The following is an 18341-nucleotide window of genomic DNA, read 5'->3' as shown; positions in this document are numbered from 1 at the left end:
TTATTTCTATAATTCTTTTTTATGCTGTTCTGAAATTATATTCATTTTCTAATCTAATCCCGTTTCTTTCTTAAAAAAGCCGGTATGTCATGAATATCAGACTCTTTATTATCTTGATCTAGAGTACTAACAACAACGTTTTTGCGTTCTAAAGTTTGATGATTTGAAGCACGCAGAGAACCCCATATTTTTCCTAAAAATGATGGTTTGGGTGAGTCATCTTCAGATTTGTTGAAAGTATTTGCATGTAACCCTAGCTCTTTTTCATTTCTGATAAAATTTTGATTTATTGGAGAGTCGGTAATTTCAATATTTTCAGTACTGTAGCTGTTAAAATCAGGAATTTCTTCTATTTGTGTAGGTTGTGCTATAGCTTTATTATAAGTTTCCTCAGAAACTATATTGGTAGTTTCAGCTATTGCGGTTTTATATGTAGGTACTTTATCGGCATCAATACCGGTAGCAACAACTGATACTCTGATAATTCCTTTTAATTCCGGATTAAATGTTGAACCGAAAATAATATTAGCATCAAGGTTATCTACTTCTTCTCTAATTCTATTAGCAGCGTTGTCAACTTCAAATAAGGTCATGTCGGAACCGCCGGTAATATTGATTAATACACCTCTTGCACCGCACATTGAGCTATGATCTAGCAGTGGATTTGAAATTGCAGATTCTGCCGCTTTAATAGCTCTATCTTCGCCACTAGCTTCACCTGTACCCATCATTGCTTTACCCATTTCGCTCATTATTGCTTTAATATCGGCAAAATCAAGATTAATAAGTCCCGGCATAATCATTAAATCCGTTACTCCTCTAACGCCTGCATGTAATACGTCATCTGCCATTTTGAAAGCATCGGCAAACGTCGTTTGTTCATTAGCAATACGGAATAGATTTTGGTTCGGTATTACAATTAAAGTATCAACGAATTGCTGTAATTCAATAAGTCCTTTATCGGCAGTTTTCATACGATGACCGCCTTCAAAATGGAAAGGTTTAGTTACTACCCCAACCGTAAGGATGCCTAGTTCTTTAGCAATGCGTGCAATAACCGGTGCAGAACCGGTACCTGTACCACCGCCCATACCTGCCGTAATAAATACCATATTGCTATTTTCTAGGTAACTACGAATTTCGCTTTCTGATTCTTGAGCAGCAAGTGCTCCAACCTCAGGAGAAGCTCCTGCCCCAAGACCTCTAGTCGTAGAAACACCGAGTTGTATTTTGTTAGTGCATAAAGAATGTTCAAGCGATTGTGCATCAGTATTAGCTACTACAAAATTAGCACCTTGCAGATTAGCACTAATCATATTATTGACTGCATTACTACCTGCACCCCCAACGCCAAAAACTGTAATGGTCGGCTTTAATACTATATTTTCAGGAGCTTTGATATTTAAAACCATGATACTCTTTTATTTTATATAATTAATGTTTAAGTATAATAAAAGATTTAGAAATTTCCATAAACTTTTTATGAAAAATGTGGATTATTTTCTTTTATAGTGAATTAGCTTGAATTATGGATGATTTATAAGAAATATTTTATTTTTTTAAGGGCATAGCGAATACCGTTAATGCTAATCCATTTACGGTATGAGATATGTTCTTAAAAAATTAAAAGATGATATAGAAATTGTCCATAATTCAAGCTAATTCACTATGTAATAGTGGAATGCCGTTATTATGACATGCTTTGATTAATGCTTTATCGTTAGTGGTCGTAGGAAGTCCTTCATGCATGGCAGTTAATAAATAAGTTGTATCATATGCAGTAAGATTGTTGGCTCTTGCAGTTTGTATAATTTCATGTATGGAAAAATTAAAATTTGATATATTAAGGGGGAGAGAGTTTAAAAAATCTATAATTTTAATAACTTCTACTGATTTTATTCTAGCACGTTTTTCTGCTACTAATATTACATTAGTTACTTCAAGTCTCCAAAGAGGCGGTACTATCACTCTAAACTTATAACAATAATCTAATGTAAAATCTGAATATTTATCACGTTCATAATAAAAGAACCATGAGACAGTTATGGAGCAATCGGCTATAAACGGTTTAGAATTCACCATTTTCTACCTTCATCTCTAAGCTCTTTAATAGTATCAGGAGCTAATGTTTTGCCTTTGCTGAATTCTCTTATTTGCTCTACTATATTATCCATTTTAGGTTTTTGAGTTATAATTTTTGCAACCGACGTATTATGCTTACAAATGGTAATTTGCTCTCCGTCTTGTACACGCTGTGTTAGATCGGAAAAAGGAGTTTTTGCTTCGAGTAGGTTAATTTGATTAGATAAATTTTGTTTCACATAGGTAATATATATAATAAATAGACTAATTATAATATTATCCTATTTATAAGATTTTGTACAGAGTAATATTAATAGCTTAAATTAATATCTTTATATAAAATCTAAGATTGATCAACCATTTTTTCAGGTACTACTATTTTATCAAATTCTGCTTCCGATAGAAGATTGAGTTTTTTAGCTGCTTCTTTTAAAGTAATCCCGTGCTTATGTGCTTCTTTAGCAATTTTTGCAGCATTATCATAGCCTATATGCGGATTAAGAGCTGTAACAAGCATTAGAGATTTATCACGTAAATCATTAATGCGTGCTATATTGGGTTCTAATCCTTTAACACAGTGAGTAACAAAGCTATTTACGCTATCGGATAACAGCTCTATAGATTGTAGGATATTGTATATTATTACGGGTTTAAATACGTTAAGTTCAAGATGTCCGTTTGAGCCGGCAATAGTAACCGTAACATGATTTCCCATCACCTGACTGCACACCATTGTTAAAGCTTCGACTTGTGTAGGGTTTACTTTACCGGGCATAATAGAAGAACCAGGTTCATTTTCAGGTAAATGTAGCTCATCAAGACCGCATCTTGGACCGGAGCCGAGCAGTCTTATATCATTTGCTATTTTCATTAAGCTCACTGCTATAGTATTAAGAGTTCCTGAAAATTCTACTAGTGCGTCGTGAGCAGCTAGACTTTCAAATTTATTAGGAGCCGTCTTAAAGGGTTGTTTAGTAAACTCTGCCACTTTCTCGGCAAATTTTATATCAAAGCCTATTTTTGAGTTAATACCTGTACCGACTGCCGTTCCTCCTTGGGCAAGTAGATAAACTTTTTGTAGTGCATTTTCTATGCGTTCTAAAGCATACTCTATTTGTGTAATATATCCGGAGAATTCCTGTTTAAGAGTTAAAGGAGTGGCATCCTGCAAGTGAGTACGTCCTATTTTTATGATTTTGTCCCAATCTTTTGACTTATCCTGCAAAGAGGTAAGTATATTATTCAAAGCTGGTATCAGTTGCTGTTTAGTTGCAAGTACGGTTGCTATATGCATAGCGGTTGGAAAAGAGTCGTTGGATGATTGTCCTTTATTAACATGATCGTTAGGATGTACCGGAGATTTGCCGCCTTTTTTGCCTGTTAATTCTTCGTTGGCAATAGAGGCAATAACCTCGTTCATATTCATGTTTGTTTGTGTTCCTGAACCTGTTTGCCAAACTACTAAAGGAAAATTATCCTCAAATTCGCCTTCTAAGATTCTATCCGTGGCTTTATCTATACTTATAGCGATTTTAGCTTCTAAATCACCAAACTCATGATTAACCTGTGCTGCACATTTTTTTAAAATAGCAAGAGCACGAATTAAATTTTCAGGCATTTTTTGCTTGCCTATTTTAAAATTTTCTAAAGATCTTTGAGTTTGGGCCCCCCAATAAAATTGTTCTTCTATTTGAATTTCTCCAAAAGAATCACTTTCGGTTCTGTAATTTTTCATAAATTGTTAAATGTTATATAATTATCTATTTTTTTCATAAAATGGTCACTTACTGCATTCAAGTCTAATTGCTGGGCTAATTTAGCAAAGCTATAATATAATTTGTCTGTTAAAGAAGCGTTTTTTAGATTCTTAGCAATAAATATTAATGTGCTTTCTATCATAAGATTACGATTAAAACTATAAAATTTTTGCCAATGTTCGTTATATTTAGGTTCGGAAGATTCTATATAATCGGAATATATAGGTTTAGTAATTACTGCTTTACCTTGATATATATCAAATATAGTATCATTAATTAATCTTGCATTCTTGAGGTTATTGATCACTTTATCAAAAAAATTGTTTAATATAACTGTTGTTATCTCTTTTTCTGTCAGTGCATTTATCAATATGTCTAATTGTTTTTCAAAACTCTCGATAATTTGTTCATTTGGTCCCCTTTTCATGACTTTTCTCTCAAATTAATTGATATAATAAAAGTTTATGACTTTAATTTTAGTAGACTAAATATTTATATCGAAGTAAATAAAAAACAATATTTGATTTATTAAAAATTATGTAATGAATGAAAAATTATAGAAGCGGCATTTGATACATTAAGACTTTCTACTCTCTGAGAAATAGGGATTTTGGCTAAATAATCACATGTTTCTGCGACTAATCTTCGTATGCCTTTATCTTCTGAGCCAAATACCAATACTATTTTGTCGGAAATTAATTTATCGGTAAAGTAGTCATTTGCAGAACCTGTTAGACCTATAATCCAAAAGCCGTGTTTTTTAAGATAATTCATACATGAGCGTAAGTTAGTAACTTTAATTATAGGTATTAATTCTAAAGTACCGCAAGCCGCTTTAGCAATGCCGCCGCTTTCATTCGGAGAATTATCTTGAGGTAATATTATAGCATTTATATCAAAAGCAGCGGCACTACGAATAATGGCTCCAATATTTTGTGTGTCTGTTATTTGATCAAGAATCGCAATTTTACATTTTGGATTTGTTATATCTATGTCCTCTAAATTGTAAGAAAAAATTGGTCTAATTTTTGCAGCTATTCCTTGATGTGTGTGGTTTTCCAGTAATTTAGATAAAATATCGTTATTAACAATTTCATAAGATCTAGTACCTATTAATTTTTTGTTTGTATCAAAAATTTCCCTAGTGCATAAAATATTGTCAATTTGACGTTTTGGATTATTTAGAGCAGAAAATACCGGATGTTTCCCATACATATAATAACAATGTTTAGAATCAAGTTTTTTATTTTGCATCTTATTGAAAACCGTCAGTAATTTGTGCTTGACAGAAACTACTATTTATTATAGAAAGTTACAACTAAATAAATGTGCAAGCTGCTATTTGTTTATTTGATGATTCGGCAAGAAGTTTTATTAAGTCCTAATACTAAGTGTATATTGTATTTTACAGTGAATTAGTCTATTTAATACAGTAAAGTTCTTTAGGAGGGGTGGCCGAGTGGTCAATGGCAGCAGACTGTAAATCTGCCCGCGTAAGCGTTCGAAGGTTCGAATCCTTCTCCCTCCACCACTTAAATGGTTCAGGGAAGCATATCATTTTATTTTAAAAGATTTCATGTGTATATGTTTAATTTTATTTAAAAATAAAACATCATTGTGTATATTTATAAATCTGAATAAAATTGATATAGCACTGTTAACAAAATAACTTTGAAATTATTTTATTAATAGTGCCACAATGCGGGTGTAGCTCAATGGTAGAGTTCCAGCCTTCCAAGCTGGCTGTGTGGGTTCGATTCCCATCACCCGCTCCAGAGATAGTGGTAACAAATAAATTTAGCAAAAAAATGCACTTATAAAAAATTAACTTGTATTAAACCTAAAAAATTGTAGAGAGTAATAATATGGCAAAAGCAAAATTTGAACGAACTAAACCGCACGTTAATATAGGTACGATCGGTCACGTAGATCACGGTAAAACTTCCTTAACGGCAGCAATAACTATAGTACTTGCTAAGACAGGTGGAGCACAAGCTACAGCGTATGATCAAATTGATGCTGCTCCTGAAGAAAAAGAAAGAGGTATAACTATTTCTACTGCACACGTAGAATATGAGACTAAAAATAGACACTATGCACACGTAGATTGTCCGGGACACGCTGACTATGTAAAGAACATGATAACCGGTGCCGCTCAGATGGACGGTGCAATATTAGTAGTTTCTGCTGCTGATGGTCCTATGCCGCAAACTAGAGAGCATATATTACTAGCAAAACAGGTAGGTGTGCCTGCTATGGTAGTATTCTTAAATAAAGTAGATATGGTGGATGATCCTGATCTATTAGAACTAGTAGAGATGGAAGTAAGGGAATTATTATCAAAATATGGTTTTCCGGGTGATGAAATACCTATCATTAAAGGTTCTGCACTTCAAGCTTTAGAAGGAAAGCCTGAAGGTGAAGAAGCTATTAATGAGCTAATGGATGCAGTAGATAGCTATATACCGCAGCCTGTAAGAGCTACGGATAAACCTTTCTTAATGCCGATAGAAGATGTATTCTCTATTTCAGGAAGAGGTACTGTTGTAACTGGGAGAGTAGAGTCAGGAATAATTAAGGTAGGTGATGAAATTGAAATAGTCGGTCTAAAAGATACGCAAAAAACTACCTGTACCGGTGTAGAAATGTTCAGAAAATTACTTGATGAAGGACAAGCCGGAGATAATGTTGGTATATTACTACGCGGTACAAAAAGAGAAGAAGTTGAAAGAGGACAAGTTCTCGCAAAACCTGGTAGCATAAAACCGCATGATAAGTTTGAAGCTGAAGTATATGTGCTTAGTAAAGAAGAAGGTGGACGTCATACCCCATTTACTAATGACTATCGTCCGCAGTTCTATTTTAGAACAACAGACGTTACCGGTACAATAAAATTGCCTGCTGATAAGCAGATGGTTATGCCTGGAGATAATGCTACTTTTACAGTGGAATTAATTAAACCGATTGCGATGCAGGAAGGGTTGAAATTCTCTATACGTGAAGGTGGTAGAACAGTGGGTGCCGGCGTAGTAACTAAAATAAATAATTAATTGATTTTATAAATACCTATTATTAAAAAATAATAGGTATTTATGTTTTAAGATGTAATAAACATTTTTCCAAAACGGCTTCTTATAGAGAAGAATTTGAAGGAGGTACGGAACGCAGAACCGCAGCGTATAATATAACGTACGTGAGGATTCGAGTACCGGATCGACGTACAAATTACCTCTAGAAGTAAAGTTTGGAAAGGTGTCTAAAAAAACATCTTGCTGTTTAAATATTAGGTTTACTGAATGAAAAATAAAATCAAAATTCGTTTAAAATCATTTGATCACCGTAGTCTTGATCAAGCTACAAAAGAGATAGTTAGTGCTGTTAAAAGAACGTTTGCTAACATTAATGGTCCTATTCCTTTACCTAGAAAAATTGGAAGATTTACCGTAAATAGGTCTCCTCATGTACATAAGAAGTCAAGAGAGCAATTTGAAATTAGAAAGCATAAAAGATTATTAGTTATAGGTGATCCGAATCCGGCGGTTGTCGATGCTTTAAGTAAAGTTGATTTAGCAGCAGGTGTTGATGTAGTGATTGAATTAGAGAGTGGGGAATAAATGAGAACCGGTATAATTGCTCAAAAAGTTGGGATGACTAGTGTTTTTAATGATAAAGGCGAAAGAATTTCTTTAACATTAGTAAAAGTTGATGATTGTCAAGTAGTAGGACATAAAACTCTAGAAAAACATGGATATAATGCTTTGGTTATAGGTGTAAAAGATAAAAAAATATCTAGAGTAACCAAACCTATGAAACAAGTTTTTGCTAATGCTAAAATATCTCCTAAAACTAAATTAAAAGAATTTAGAATTTCTGAAGAGCATTTTATTGATATAGCAACAAGTCTAGAAGTAGACCATTTTACAGCAGGACAATTTGTGGATATAACGGCAACTACTATAGGTAAAGGATTTGCCGGTAGTATGAAAAGACATAATTTTAGAGGTCTTGAAGCTTCTCACGGTGTTTCGATATCCCATCGTTCGCATGGTTCTACAGGACAAAGACAAGATCCAGGAAAGGTTTTCAGAGGCAAAAAAATGGCCGGTCATATGGGATGTAACCAAGTGACTATTCAAAATTTGAAAATATTTGCCGTTGATAAAGAGCGTAAGCTTATTATGATTCAGGGCAGTATACCCGGTCACAAAAATTCGTATCTTTCAGTAAAAGATGCAATAAAAAAGATTTCAATAATTGTATAATAGATATTTAGACATGTTTGTTGAGGTTAAAGATTATCAAATTAACAAAACGCCATGCAATATTATTTATATAAAAGTTTTTTTATATAAGACTGTATAAGGTTAAATAAAGATGAAAACTAAAGTATTAAGTCTTGCTAATAAAGAAGTTGGTGAGATTAGCTTAAATGAAAATATATTTGCTGTTGAATTTATCAGAGATGATATAATAAAGCAGGTTATTGATTGGCAGAGAGCTAAGGCAATGTCCGGTAACCACAAAACTAAAACAGTATCAGAAGTATTAGGAACCACAAAAAAACCTTTTAAGCAAAAAGGTACAGGTAATGCAAGACAAGGTTCCCTGAGATCGGTACAGATGCGTGGTGGTGGTGTAGCTCATGGACCTAGAGTACGTAGTCATGCAACAAAATTACCTAAAAAAGTACGAAAACTTGGTTTAATTCATGCTTTATCCGAGAAATGCGCTGAAGGAAAATTATTAGTAATAGATTCTTTAAAGCTAGATAAGCCTAAAACTTCTGCTCTTGTAAATATATTAAACAAATTTCAAGGGAAAAGTTTCTGTGTAATAGACGGAAATGAAGTAGATATTAATTTTTCTTTAGCTGCAAAAAATATTTATAATACTGTGATTGTTCCACAAATAGGAGCAAATGTTTATGATATAATACGACATGAATATGTCCTATTATCACAAGAAGCAGTGAGCGTTTTAGAAGAGAGGTTAAGATGAGTTCTTATAAATACTACGATTTAATTAGAAAACCTATTATTACAGAAAAAACTACAACCCTTTCGGAACAAAATAAATACGCTTTTTATGTAGATAAATTTGCTGAAAAACTTACCGTTAAAAAGGCTATAGAAGAAATATTTACAGTAAAAGTAAAAAAAGTGAATATTTTAAACGTTAAAGGTAAGAAGAAAAGATTTAAAGGAGTTATAGGGACTCAAATCAATAGAAAGAAAGCTATTGTTACATTAGAAAAAGACCATAATATCGATTTTGCCGGAGGAATTAAATAAATGGCTTTAAAAAACTTTAATCCAATTACTCCTTCTCTTAGAGAGTTAGTTCAAGTTGATAAAACTAGTTTATGGAAAGGCAGACCTTTAAAATCTTTGACCAAAGGTATATCTAAAACCGGTGGACGAAATAATCAAGGTAGAATTACTTCTTGGCACAGAGGTGGAGGACACAAAAAATTATATCGTATTATTGATTTTAAAAGAAATAAAATCGATATTTCGGCTATTGTTGAAAGAATAGAGTATGACCCTAATAGAACTGCTTTTATTGCTTTAATAAAATATGAAGATGGGGAATATTCTTATATTCTAGCACCGCAAAAATTATCTGTAGGTAATAGAGTAATATCAAGTCAAGATGCTGATATAAAAATAGGAAATTGTTTACCTTTAAAATGCATTCCTATCGGTACTACTCTACATAATGTTGAAATGCAGGTCGGTAAGGGTGGTCAAATTGCAAGGTCTGCAGGTACTTCAGTAGATCTAGTGGGTAAAGATTCAGGATATGCTCAGATTAAATTAAGATCAGGTGAATTTAGGTTAGTACCTTTAGATTGTAAAGCTACTATAGGTAGTATATCTAACCCGGATCAAAAAAATATTAATTTAGGCAAAGCCGGTAGAAATAGATGGCTAGGTTGGAGACCGCATGTTAGAGGTGTAGCAATGAATCCTGTAGATCACCCTCATGGCGGTGGTGAAGGTAAAACTTCAGGAGGTCGCCATCCTGTTACTCCTTGGGGATTTCCAACAAAGGGTAAGAAGACACGTAAAAATAAACGTACTTCAAAATTTATCGTAAAGAAAAGAAAATAGATTTTAAATTAATTAGGTATTAGTATGGCACGTTCAATCTGGAAAGGGCCTTTTGTAGATGGTTATTTAATAAAGAAAGTTCAAAAATTAATGGAATCAGGTAAATCTGAAATGATTAAAACTTGGTCTAGAAGATCAACGATTTTACCTATTTTTGTAGGGTTTACCTTTTCTGTTCATAATGGAAATAAATTTATTCCGGTTTCTGTAAATGAAGAAATGGTTGGAAGAAAATTAGGTGAGTTTGCTCCTACTAGAACATTTCACGGTCATGGAGCAGATAAAAAAGTCAAAAGAAAGTAAAGATTTATATGGTACAGGAAAATAAAAATTTTGCTACGGCACAAGCTAAATCTATTAGAGTAAGTTCAAGGAAGCTCAATTTAGTTGCAGCCTTTATTAGAAATATGAAAGTATCTGAAGCCTTGGTACAATTAACTTTTTCTCCTAAAAGAATTGCAAAAGTTGTAAAAGATTGTTTACAATCTGCTGTTGCAAATGCTGAAAATAATTTAGGTCTAGATATAGATAGATTGGTTATTACTAAAGCGACTGTAGGTAAGGCTTTAGTAATGAAAAGAGTTATGCCAAGAGCAAAAGGAAGAGCAACTAGAATAAATAAGTTTTTTAGTAATCTTTATATAACTGTTACAGAAAAAGAGGATAATTAAAATGGGGCAGAAAGTTTGTGCACATGGTTTTAGAGTTGGACCGACTTTAATTAAAGGTTGGGATTCCGTATTATATGCAGAAAAACATTATAAAACTCTTTTTATACAAGATTTAAAAATTAGGGATGTAATAAATAAGGGTTTTAATCAAGCTCAAATTAGCAGAGTTTTAATTGAACGCCCTTCTAATAAAAGTATTATAATTAATATTAATGCCAAAAAACCAAATATCATTATCGGTAGAAACGGTAGTGAAATTGATAAGCTAAAAAAAGCTATCGAGAAAATGACTTCTTTAAAAGAAGTTTATATAAATATTCACGAAGTTAGAAAATTTAATATAGATGCTGCTATAGTAGCTCAAACTATAGCACTACAGCTTGAAAAAAGAGTTTCTTTTAGAAAAGCCATGAAAACAGCAATTCAGGCTTCATTTAAACAAGGTGGACAAGGTATCAGGGTTAGTTGTTCAGGACGACTTGGAGGTGCTGAAATTGCTAGGACCGAATGGTATATAGAAGGAAGAATGCCGTTACATACTTTAAGAGCTGATATTGATTATTCAACAGCTGAGGCTATAACTACTTATGGAGTTATAGGGGTTAAAGTGTGGATTTATAAAGGTGAATATACAGAAAATAAAAGATATAATTAATTTTAAGTATTAAAATGTTAGCTCCGAAAAAACAAAAATTTAGAAAAGCTCATAAGGGTAGAGTTGCTTCAAAAGCAAAAGCAGGTACGACGCTTGCTTTTGGATCATTTGGTCTAAAATCTATAGACGGTTGGCGTGTTACTGCAAGACAAATAGAAGCAGGAAGAAAAGCTGCTACTAGATGTATGAAAAGGCAAGGAAGATTATGGATTCGCATTTTTCCGGATGTTCCCGTTTCTCAAAAGCCTGCCGAAGTAAGAATGGGTAAAGGTAAAGGTTCTCCTGAATTTTTTGCAGTTAGAGTTTCGCCTGGAAGAATTATGTTTGAAATTGAAGGGGTAGAAGAAAATGTTGCACTTAGAGCTTTGGAGCTTGCAAGTGCAAAATTACCTGTTAGAACAAGGATAGTGAGACGTTATGAATGATTTAAAATTATTAAGAAGTAAGTTATCTACTGAAACAATAGAAGAGCTTTATAAAAATCTTAATCTTTTAAAAAAAGAATTGTTTAATTTAAGATTTCAACAAGCTTTAGGTGAGTTAAAAAATACTAGTAGGTTTTTGTTAGTCAAAAAGTCTATAGCACGTATTAAAACTGAATTAACAAAAAGATCTAATAGTGAGGAATATTAAAATGCCGCAAAGAGTGTTACAAGGCGTGGTTATAAGTTCAAAAGCTGATAAGACGGTTACAGTAAAAGTAGAAAGAAAGTTTAAGCATCCTATTTATAAAAAATTCGTGAAAGTATCTAAAAAATATGCTGCTCATGATTCAGAAAATAAATATCAAGAAGGAGATAAAGTTAGTATAATTGAAAGTCGTCCTATCTCAAAAACCAAAACATGGGTAGTGGTAAATGGGGAATAAAGTTTTTTAATCTTTGACTTTATAAGGTAGATTGTTTATTTTATTTCTCGTGTATAAAAAATTGGAAGTAGTTTATGATTCAAATGCAGAGCATGTTGGAAGTTGCAGATAATTCCGGTGCTAAAAAAGTGATGTGTATTAAAGTTTTAGGTGGCTCTCACCATATGGTGGCAAAGCTGGGTGATGTTATAGTTGTATCTGTTAAAGACGCTATACCCGGCGGTAAGGTTAAAAAGGGTGATGTTTATAAAGGCGTGATTGTTCGTACAAAGACTGGAGTAGTAAGACCTGACGGTAGTACAATAAAATTTGATAAAAACGCATTAGTGCTTTTGAATAAACAAGATGAACCTATCGGTACTAGAGTTTTTGGTCCTGTTACAAGAGAACTTAGAGCGAAAAAATATGTTAGAATAATGTCGCTTGCAGAGGAAGTGTTATAAATGATTAAATTAAAAGTAAAAAAAGGTGATGAAGTTGTTGTTATTACCGGAAAGCACAAAGGAAAAAAAGGTAAAATATTAAAAGTTTTCCCGGAGGACAGTAAAGTAATTGTTTTTGGAGTAAATTTAGTAAAAAAGCATACTAAATCTAATCAAATGAGTGAAGGCGGGATAATAACTAAAGAATTACCTATACATATCTCAAATATTGCACACATCGATCCAAAAACCGGTAACCCGACCAAGGTAGCTTTTAAATTCTTAGAAGACGGTTCTAAGGTTAGAGTAGCAAAGAAATCAGGGGAAATTATCGGTAAGGAAGGTAAATAATGTTAAGATTTAAAGAATTATATCAGCAACAAATTATTGAAAACTTACGAAAAAAATTTTCTTATAAAAATAAACACGAAATACCGCAAATTAAGAAAATTGTTATAAATATGGGAGTAGGGGAAGCAACAGCCGATTCCAAAGTAATTAATAATGCAGTAAATGATCTTACTTTGATTTCTGGTCAGAAGCCGGTTGTAACGTTAGCAAGAAAATCTATTGCAACTTTTAAGTTACGCGAAAATATGAAAATAGGCTGCAAGGTTACATTACGTAAAGATAGAATGTATGATTTTTTAGAGAGGTTAGTAATTGTTGCATTACCCCGTGTTAAGGAATTTCGCGGTTTTTCTTATAAAAGTTTTGATGGTAAAGGGAATTTTACTTTTGGATTAAAAGAGCAGATAGTTTTTCCTGAAATTAATTACGATAAAATCGATACAATAAGGGGTATGGATATTACAATCGTTACATCTGCTAAAACAGATCAAGAAAGTAAATTTTTGTTATCAGGGTTTAATTTACCTTTTTATAATTAATTTTTAGGATATATATAATGGCAAAAGTAAGTTCTATAAAAAAGAACGAAAGTAGGAAAAAAAAATCACAAAGTTTACATAATAAACGTTTAGCACTAAAAAGTAAAATTTATGATAAAAATATTTCATTAGAAGAGCGTTTTTCTTTGGTGATGTCACTTGCACAATTACCTAGAAATTCATCATCTACTAGAATAAGAAATAGATGTGAACTTACAGGTAGACCAAGAGGTGTTACAAGAAAGTTTGGTATATCGAGGAATAAGCTTAGAGAATTAATAGGCAGAGGTTTAGTTCCCGGTGTAGTTAAGTCAAGTTGGTAAAAGTCGATAGGTAAATCATATGTCAATGACGGATAATGTAGCAGATATGTTAACTAGAATTAGAAATGCTTATAAAAGCAAATTGATAAATGTTTCTTTTCCTAGTTCTAAAATTAAAATTTCAATTTTAGATGTTTTGCAAAAAGAAGGTTATATAAAGGATTATATAACTACTCAAAAAAATAATATTAGTTATACTGAGGTAGCTTTAAAATACTCTGTTAATGGCGATGCTTCTATATGCGAAATTCATAGAGTATCAAAGCCTGGAAAAAGAGTATATTCTCCTATTAAAGATTTGAAAGGATATTATAATAATATGGGTATATATATTCTTTCTACTCCTTACGGTGTTATGTCTGATAGAGAAGCTCATATTAAAAATGTTGGCGGCGAAGTAATTTGTAAAGTATTTTAAGGTACAAAAATGTCACGTGTTGGAAAATTGCCGATTACTATACCTGAAGGTGTAAAAATTGGTTTAAATGATTTAGAAGTAAAAATATCCGGACCTAAAGGCGAATTATCAAAAACTTTTAAAGGTAATATAGCAATTTCATTGGTAGAAAATAAGCTTTTAGTAAAACCTTTAGCCGCAAATAAAAATGCACGTGCTATGTGGGGTACTGCAAGAAGCATAATATCAAATATGGTTACCGGCGTTAAAGAAGGTTTTAAGCTTAAACTTGAAATTAACGGAGTCGGTTACAGGGCAATGGTAAAAGGTAAATACTTAAATTTAATGCTTGCTAAAAGCCATAATACAAAAATTGAAATACCTTCAGATATTAAAATAGAGATGCCTAAGCAAAATATTATTATTCTTGAGGGCACAGATAAAGAAAAATTAGGACAATTTGCTTCAATTATTATAAAACAGAGACCACCTGAGCCTTATAAAGGAAAAGGAATTAAATTTGAAAATCAATTTATACCGCGTAAAGAAGGTAAGAAAAATTAAATTTAAGAGTTAAATATGCGTAGTAGTGCTAAGCTAAAATTTGAAAAAAGAAGAAGTAGAATAAGACATAAAATATCTAAAACATCTAATAGAGTTAGATTATCAATATTTAAGTCAGGTAGACATATATATGCACAAATTATTGATGATTCTAAGTCTATAACGATTGCTTCTGCTTCAACTTTAGATGAGAAAATAAAAAAATTAAAAAAATCTCATTGTAATATTGAAAATGCGATCAAAGTAGGTGAAGAAATAGCAAAAAAAGCTGATTCTGCAGGGATAAAAGACGTAGTGTTTGATAGAGGCGGATATAAGTATCACGGTATTGTAAAAGCTCTAGCTGATGCAGCTAGAGAGAAAATAAAATTTTAGGTTATAAGGTTGTAGTAATGTCTAAAGTTAAAAAAAATGACGAGACTTTAAGTGAAGTTTTAGTTGATGTAAATAGAGTTACAAAAGTAGTAAAAGGCGGTAGAAGATTTGCTTTTTCTGCTTATGTAGTTGTCGGTGATAAAGCCGGCAGAGTCGGAGCGGGACACGGAAAAGCTAAAGAAGTAAATGAAGCTCGAGGAAAGGCAAAACAAGCCGCTAAAAAGAGAATGATGAAAGTGCCGTTATATCAAAATAGGACTATTCACCATGACGTTGTCGGTAAAAGTGGAGCTGCTAAAGTGATTTTAAGAAGAGCTAAAGCAGGTACAGGCATTATAGCCGGAGGATCTATGAGAGCAATTTTTGACTCTTTAGGCGTTCATGATATTGTTGCTAAATCAATAGGTTCAACGAATGTTTACGCAATGATTTCTGCAACATTTGATGCATTAAATAAACTTGCATCACCCAAATCTATTGCTATGAGAAGAGATAAAAAAGTAAATGAAATATTTGTAAAATCTTCTGACATTCAAGTTAATGAATAATGTTGCGTAAGTAAGGTGCAGTTATGAATAATAAGATCAATAATATAAAAATTACTCAAGTTCAAAGTGCTATAGGTCGTAAGTATGATCAAAGATTGATATTAGTTGGGCTTGGTTTAAACAAAATTAATAAGAGCGTTATTCTTGCAAATACTAATTCAATCAAAGGGATGGTTGAAAAAGTAAAGCATTTGTTAAAAATAGAAAATATGTAATTAGAGTTTTTAAATGAAATTAAATGAATTATATAATAATATAGGTGCTAAAAAAAATAAGAAAAGAATAGCACGCGGTATTGGTAGTGGTAAAGGAAAAACCGGCGGTAGAGGAATTAAAGGTCAAAAATCTAGGTCCGGCGTTGCAATAAAAGGTTTTGAAGGTGGTCAAACACCTATGATCAAAAGACTACCTAAAAGAGGGTTTAATTGTATTTCAACTAAAAAATACAATATAATAAATATTTATAATATTGAAGAAGCATTAGCCGATGGGCGTTTAAGTGCTGATGATACTATTACGAAAGAAAAATTGGTAGAAGCCGGAGTAGTTAATAATAAAAATAATAAGAAATTAGTGAAATTATTATCTATTTGTAGTGATGATTTCACTTCGCCTCTATCATTAAAATTAGATGCTTATTCTGCTAAAGCTAAGGATTTAATCGAGAAAGCAGGTGGAAAATTATTATAGTATATGGGGCAGAATTTTTCTAAAAAATCCGGTAATGATTTAGTTAGTCGCATTGTTTTTACTATTCTCATTCTTATAGTATGTAGATTTGGGTCTTTTATACCTATACCTGGTATAGATTCAATTGCTTTAAGTAGTGTGGCTGCAAAGAATCAATCCGGAATACTCGGAATGTTTAATATGCTATCCGGAGGATCGCTAGGTAGAATGTCCATTTTTGCTTTAGCAATTATGCCGTATATTACCGCCTCAATTATTATCCAATTAATGTCAGTTGCATATAAACCTTTGGAAAATTTAAAAAAAGAAGGGGAAGTCGGCAAAAGAAAAGTAAATCAGCTATCGAGATATTTAACGGTTCTGCTTGCTTCTTTTCAGGCTTATGGAGTTGCTCTAAGTTTAGAGTCGATTGTAACAAATACCGGTCCTGTAGTAATTTTAGCGGGTTTTTTCTTTAGAGTTACAACCGTAATTACTTTGGTTGTAGGCACGATGCTATTAATGTGGTTAGGAGAACAAATTACACAACGCGGAATAGGTAATGGTACGTCTTTAATTATATTTATAGGTATAATTTCGGGGGTACCTGGTGCTATTATTAGTATGTTTGAATTATCAAGAAAAGGAGCATTATCGCCTTTAATAGCGATAGCTGTTTGTATTGGAGTAGTTGTATTAATAGCTATAATTATATTTTTTGAAAAAGCCCAAAGAAAATTATTGGTGCAGTATCCTAAAAGACAAGTAGGAAATAAAATTTATGGAGGCGAAGCAACCCATATGCCTCTCAAGTTAAATACTTCTGGTGTAATACCTCCAATATTTGCTAGTTCAATTTTACTATTTCCTGCTACGCTTGCTAATTTTTCTAATAGTAATTCAGAAACTATGGGAATGCTTACTTATTACTTAGGGCATGGAAAACCCGTATATATTTTATTATATGTAGCATTAATTATGTTTTTTAGTTTTTTTTATACTGCAATAGTATTTAATTCTGAAGAAACTGCTAATAATTTAAGAAAATACGGTGCTTATATTCCAGGTAAAAGACCAGGAAAAAATACGTCTGATTATTTTGATTATATACTTACAAGGCTTACGGTTATAGGTGGGATATATTTAAGTGTAATATGTGTAATTCCGGAGCTATTAATGAATAAATATGTAATCTCTCTTTCTTTAGGAGGTACGAGTTTTTTAATTGTAGTGAACGTGGTACTTGATACTATGACTCAGATTCAAACTTACTTATTTAGTAGTAAGTATGAAGGTTTAATGAAGAAAGTAAAATTAAAAAATTAAAAATGAGCTTAAATAGTGATAGTAATTTTTTTAGGTCCTCCAGGAGCGGGCAAGGGAACACAAGGAAAAAAGATAGCTAAAAAAATTGATTTACCACATATAGCAATCGGTGATATATTTAGAACAATTATTAAAACATCAACTAGTGAAGCAGAGTTAATTAATAATTATGTTAAGCAAGGGAAGCTTATCCCTAATGAAATAGTTAATCAAGTAATCAAAAATTTTTTATTATCCTCTGAATATAAAAACGGCTACATATTAGATGGATATCCGCGTAATTTAGAGCAAACGAAATTTTTTGAAGCATTTATTAAAGAAAAAATTAAAATAATATATTTGGATGTTTCAGATGAATTATTAATTAAAAGAATTTTAGGAAGATATAGTTGTAAAAATTGCGGTAAAATATATAATAGTTACTTCTTGCAGCCTAAAACTGATAATGTATGTGATGTTTGCGGTTCAAGTACATTTGATTATAGAAAAGACGATAATGAAGAAGTAATAAAAAAAAGAATTGAAGTATATAAAACAGAAACATATCCGTTAATAGATTATTATAAAAATAGTGGTAATTTTTATATAGTTAATGGAAGTAAAAATGAACAAGAAATAGAAATTGATATACAGAAAATACTAAAAATAAATTGACTTTATCAAAGATTTTTTTATATTATT

30 protein-coding genes, 2 tRNA genes and 1 pseudogene are annotated in these 18341 nt (G+C 32.0%); 27 read left to right on the top strand and 6 right to left on the bottom strand.

What is annotated here, in order from left to right:
- Nucleotides 1-53 precede the first annotated feature (53 nt).
- The 6 genes from ftsZ to rlmB form a co-directional block, all read right to left on the bottom strand.
- On the bottom strand, nt 54-1412 hold the full coding sequence (gene ftsZ, locus RMA_RS05660) for a cell division protein FtsZ (protein ID WP_041404822.1): 1359 nt from the start codon (nt 1410-1412) through the stop codon (nt 54-56).
- A 241-nt stretch (nt 1413-1653) separates the two neighbouring features.
- Nucleotides 1654-2082, bottom strand: a complete 429-nt coding sequence (locus RMA_RS05655; RefSeq protein WP_012153056.1) for a type II toxin-antitoxin system VapC family toxin — start codon at nt 2080-2082, stop codon at nt 1654-1656.
- Nucleotides 2076-2321: a type II toxin-antitoxin system Phd/YefM family antitoxin gene (locus RMA_RS05650; protein ID WP_041404821.1), complete on the bottom strand. Its 246-nt coding sequence runs from the start codon at nt 2319-2321 to the stop codon at nt 2076-2078. The genes RMA_RS05655 and RMA_RS05650 overlap by 7 nt, the downstream gene beginning before the upstream one ends.
- 104 nt (nt 2322-2425) lie before the next feature.
- Nucleotides 2426-3817, bottom strand: a complete 1392-nt coding sequence (gene fumC / locus RMA_RS05645) for a class II fumarate hydratase (protein WP_012153054.1) — start codon at nt 3815-3817, stop codon at nt 2426-2428.
- Nucleotides 3814-4266, bottom strand: coding sequence for a hypothetical protein (locus RMA_RS05640; protein ID WP_012153053.1), 453 nt, complete (start codon nt 4264-4266; stop codon nt 3814-3816). Before RMA_RS05640 ends, fumC begins: the two co-directional genes overlap by 4 nt.
- A gap of 101 nt (nt 4267-4367) precedes the next feature.
- Complete coding sequence (gene rlmB, locus RMA_RS05635) at nt 4368-5093, bottom strand: 23S rRNA (guanosine(2251)-2'-O)-methyltransferase RlmB (protein WP_041404820.1); 726 nt, start codon at nt 5091-5093, stop codon at nt 4368-4370.
- 191 nt (nt 5094-5284) lie between these two features.
- Here rlmB and RMA_RS05630 point away from each other — a divergent pair.
- From RMA_RS05630 to RMA_RS05505, 27 genes and pseudogenes are all read left to right on the top strand, one after another.
- Nucleotides 5285-5370, top strand: a tRNA-Tyr gene (locus tag RMA_RS05630).
- A gap of 170 nt (nt 5371-5540) precedes the next feature.
- Nucleotides 5541-5614, top strand: a tRNA-Gly gene (locus RMA_RS05625).
- A gap of 90 nt (nt 5615-5704) precedes the next feature.
- A complete protein-coding gene (gene tuf, locus RMA_RS05620) occupies nt 5705-6889 on the top strand; it encodes an elongation factor Tu (RefSeq protein ID WP_041404819.1) in 1185 nt (394 codons plus the stop codon).
- 56 nt (nt 6890-6945) lie between these two features.
- Nucleotides 6946-7139 (top strand): annotated as a pseudogene (locus tag RMA_RS12080) (palindromic element RPE1 domain-containing protein); the annotation flags it as partial.
- The gene (gene rpsJ, locus RMA_RS05615) at nt 7136-7453 is read left to right on the top strand and encodes a 30S ribosomal protein S10 (RefSeq protein ID WP_012153050.1); all 318 of its coding nucleotides are present in this window, start codon (nt 7136-7138) and stop codon (nt 7451-7453) included. The pseudogene RMA_RS12080 and the gene rpsJ, both read left to right, overlap by 4 nt.
- On the top strand, nt 7454-8101 hold the full coding sequence (rplC, locus tag RMA_RS05610; RefSeq protein ID WP_012153049.1) for a 50S ribosomal protein L3: 648 nt from the start codon (nt 7454-7456) through the stop codon (nt 8099-8101). It abuts the gene before it with no gap.
- A 112-nt stretch (nt 8102-8213) separates the two neighbouring features.
- Nucleotides 8214-8837, top strand: coding sequence for a 50S ribosomal protein L4 (rplD, locus tag RMA_RS05605; RefSeq protein ID WP_041404818.1), 624 nt, complete (start codon nt 8214-8216; stop codon nt 8835-8837).
- A complete protein-coding gene (gene rplW, locus RMA_RS05600) occupies nt 8834-9130 on the top strand; it encodes a 50S ribosomal protein L23 (RefSeq protein WP_041404817.1) in 297 nt (98 codons plus the stop codon). The genes rplD and rplW overlap by 4 nt, the downstream gene beginning before the upstream one ends.
- Nucleotides 9131-9952, top strand: coding sequence for a 50S ribosomal protein L2 (gene rplB / locus RMA_RS05595; RefSeq protein WP_012153046.1), 822 nt, complete (start codon nt 9131-9133; stop codon nt 9950-9952).
- Nucleotides 9953-9976: 24 nt separating this feature from the next.
- Nucleotides 9977-10255, top strand: coding sequence for a 30S ribosomal protein S19 (gene rpsS, locus RMA_RS05590; protein WP_008580964.1), 279 nt, complete (start codon nt 9977-9979; stop codon nt 10253-10255).
- 8 nt (nt 10256-10263) lie between these two features.
- Complete coding sequence (gene rplV, locus RMA_RS05585) at nt 10264-10623, top strand: 50S ribosomal protein L22 (protein WP_004997796.1); 360 nt, start codon at nt 10264-10266, stop codon at nt 10621-10623.
- A 1-nt stretch (nt 10624) separates the two neighbouring features.
- Nucleotides 10625-11278 (top strand): 30S ribosomal protein S3, encoded by a 654-nt coding sequence (gene rpsC / locus RMA_RS05580; protein ID WP_041404816.1) that lies wholly within the window; start codon nt 10625-10627, stop codon nt 11276-11278.
- A gap of 14 nt (nt 11279-11292) precedes the next feature.
- Complete coding sequence (gene rplP / locus RMA_RS05575; RefSeq protein ID WP_014365544.1) at nt 11293-11703, top strand: 50S ribosomal protein L16; 411 nt, start codon at nt 11293-11295, stop codon at nt 11701-11703.
- The gene (gene rpmC, locus RMA_RS05570; RefSeq protein ID WP_012153041.1) at nt 11696-11911 is read left to right on the top strand and encodes a 50S ribosomal protein L29; all 216 of its coding nucleotides are present in this window, start codon (nt 11696-11698) and stop codon (nt 11909-11911) included. Before rplP ends, rpmC begins: the two co-directional genes overlap by 8 nt.
- 1 nt (nt 11912) lies before the next feature.
- Nucleotides 11913-12146 carry a 30S ribosomal protein S17 gene (gene rpsQ / locus RMA_RS05565; protein ID WP_014365545.1) on the top strand — a complete coding sequence of 78 codons (234 nt, stop codon included), beginning with the start codon at nt 11913-11915 and terminating at the stop codon, nt 12144-12146.
- A 74-nt stretch (nt 12147-12220) separates the two neighbouring features.
- Nucleotides 12221-12589 (top strand): 50S ribosomal protein L14, encoded by a 369-nt coding sequence (rplN, locus tag RMA_RS05560; RefSeq protein WP_012153039.1) that lies wholly within the window; start codon nt 12221-12223, stop codon nt 12587-12589.
- On the top strand, nt 12590-12919 hold the full coding sequence (rplX, locus tag RMA_RS05555; protein WP_012153038.1) for a 50S ribosomal protein L24: 330 nt from the start codon (nt 12590-12592) through the stop codon (nt 12917-12919).
- The gene (gene rplE, locus RMA_RS05550) at nt 12919-13458 is read left to right on the top strand and encodes a 50S ribosomal protein L5 (protein WP_041404815.1); all 540 of its coding nucleotides are present in this window, start codon (nt 12919-12921) and stop codon (nt 13456-13458) included. Before rplX ends, rplE begins: the two co-directional genes overlap by 1 nt.
- 17 nt (nt 13459-13475) lie before the next feature.
- A complete protein-coding gene (rpsN, locus tag RMA_RS05545) occupies nt 13476-13781 on the top strand; it encodes a 30S ribosomal protein S14 (RefSeq protein ID WP_008580947.1) in 306 nt (101 codons plus the stop codon).
- A gap of 19 nt (nt 13782-13800) precedes the next feature.
- Nucleotides 13801-14199 carry a 30S ribosomal protein S8 gene (gene rpsH, locus RMA_RS05540; protein WP_012153035.1) on the top strand — a complete coding sequence of 133 codons (399 nt, stop codon included), beginning with the start codon at nt 13801-13803 and terminating at the stop codon, nt 14197-14199.
- A 9-nt stretch (nt 14200-14208) separates the two neighbouring features.
- Nucleotides 14209-14742, top strand: a complete 534-nt coding sequence (gene rplF / locus RMA_RS05535; protein WP_012153034.1) for a 50S ribosomal protein L6 — start codon at nt 14209-14211, stop codon at nt 14740-14742.
- Nucleotides 14743-14757: 15 nt separating this feature from the next.
- Nucleotides 14758-15117, top strand: coding sequence for a 50S ribosomal protein L18 (rplR, locus tag RMA_RS05530; RefSeq protein WP_012153033.1), 360 nt, complete (start codon nt 14758-14760; stop codon nt 15115-15117).
- A gap of 17 nt (nt 15118-15134) precedes the next feature.
- Nucleotides 15135-15665: a 30S ribosomal protein S5 gene (gene rpsE / locus RMA_RS05525; RefSeq protein ID WP_014365550.1), complete on the top strand. Its 531-nt coding sequence runs from the start codon at nt 15135-15137 to the stop codon at nt 15663-15665.
- 23 nt (nt 15666-15688) lie between these two features.
- A complete protein-coding gene (gene rpmD / locus RMA_RS05520) occupies nt 15689-15880 on the top strand; it encodes a 50S ribosomal protein L30 (RefSeq protein WP_012153031.1) in 192 nt (63 codons plus the stop codon).
- 13 nt (nt 15881-15893) lie between these two features.
- The gene (gene rplO, locus RMA_RS05515) at nt 15894-16355 is read left to right on the top strand and encodes a 50S ribosomal protein L15 (protein ID WP_012153030.1); all 462 of its coding nucleotides are present in this window, start codon (nt 15894-15896) and stop codon (nt 16353-16355) included.
- 3 nt (nt 16356-16358) lie between these two features.
- Nucleotides 16359-17660 (top strand): preprotein translocase subunit SecY, encoded by a 1302-nt coding sequence (gene secY, locus RMA_RS05510; protein WP_012153029.1) that lies wholly within the window; start codon nt 16359-16361, stop codon nt 17658-17660.
- Between the two features lie 15 nt (nt 17661-17675).
- A complete protein-coding gene (locus tag RMA_RS05505) occupies nt 17676-18314 on the top strand; it encodes an adenylate kinase (protein WP_041404814.1) in 639 nt (212 codons plus the stop codon).
- Nucleotides 18315-18341: the final 27 nt, after the last annotated feature.

The organism is Rickettsia massiliae MTU5 (assembly GCF_000016625.1).
GTDB lineage: Bacteria > Pseudomonadota > Alphaproteobacteria > Rickettsiales > Rickettsiaceae > Rickettsia > Rickettsia rickettsii.
This window is presented reverse-complemented; position numbering and strand designations above follow the sequence as displayed.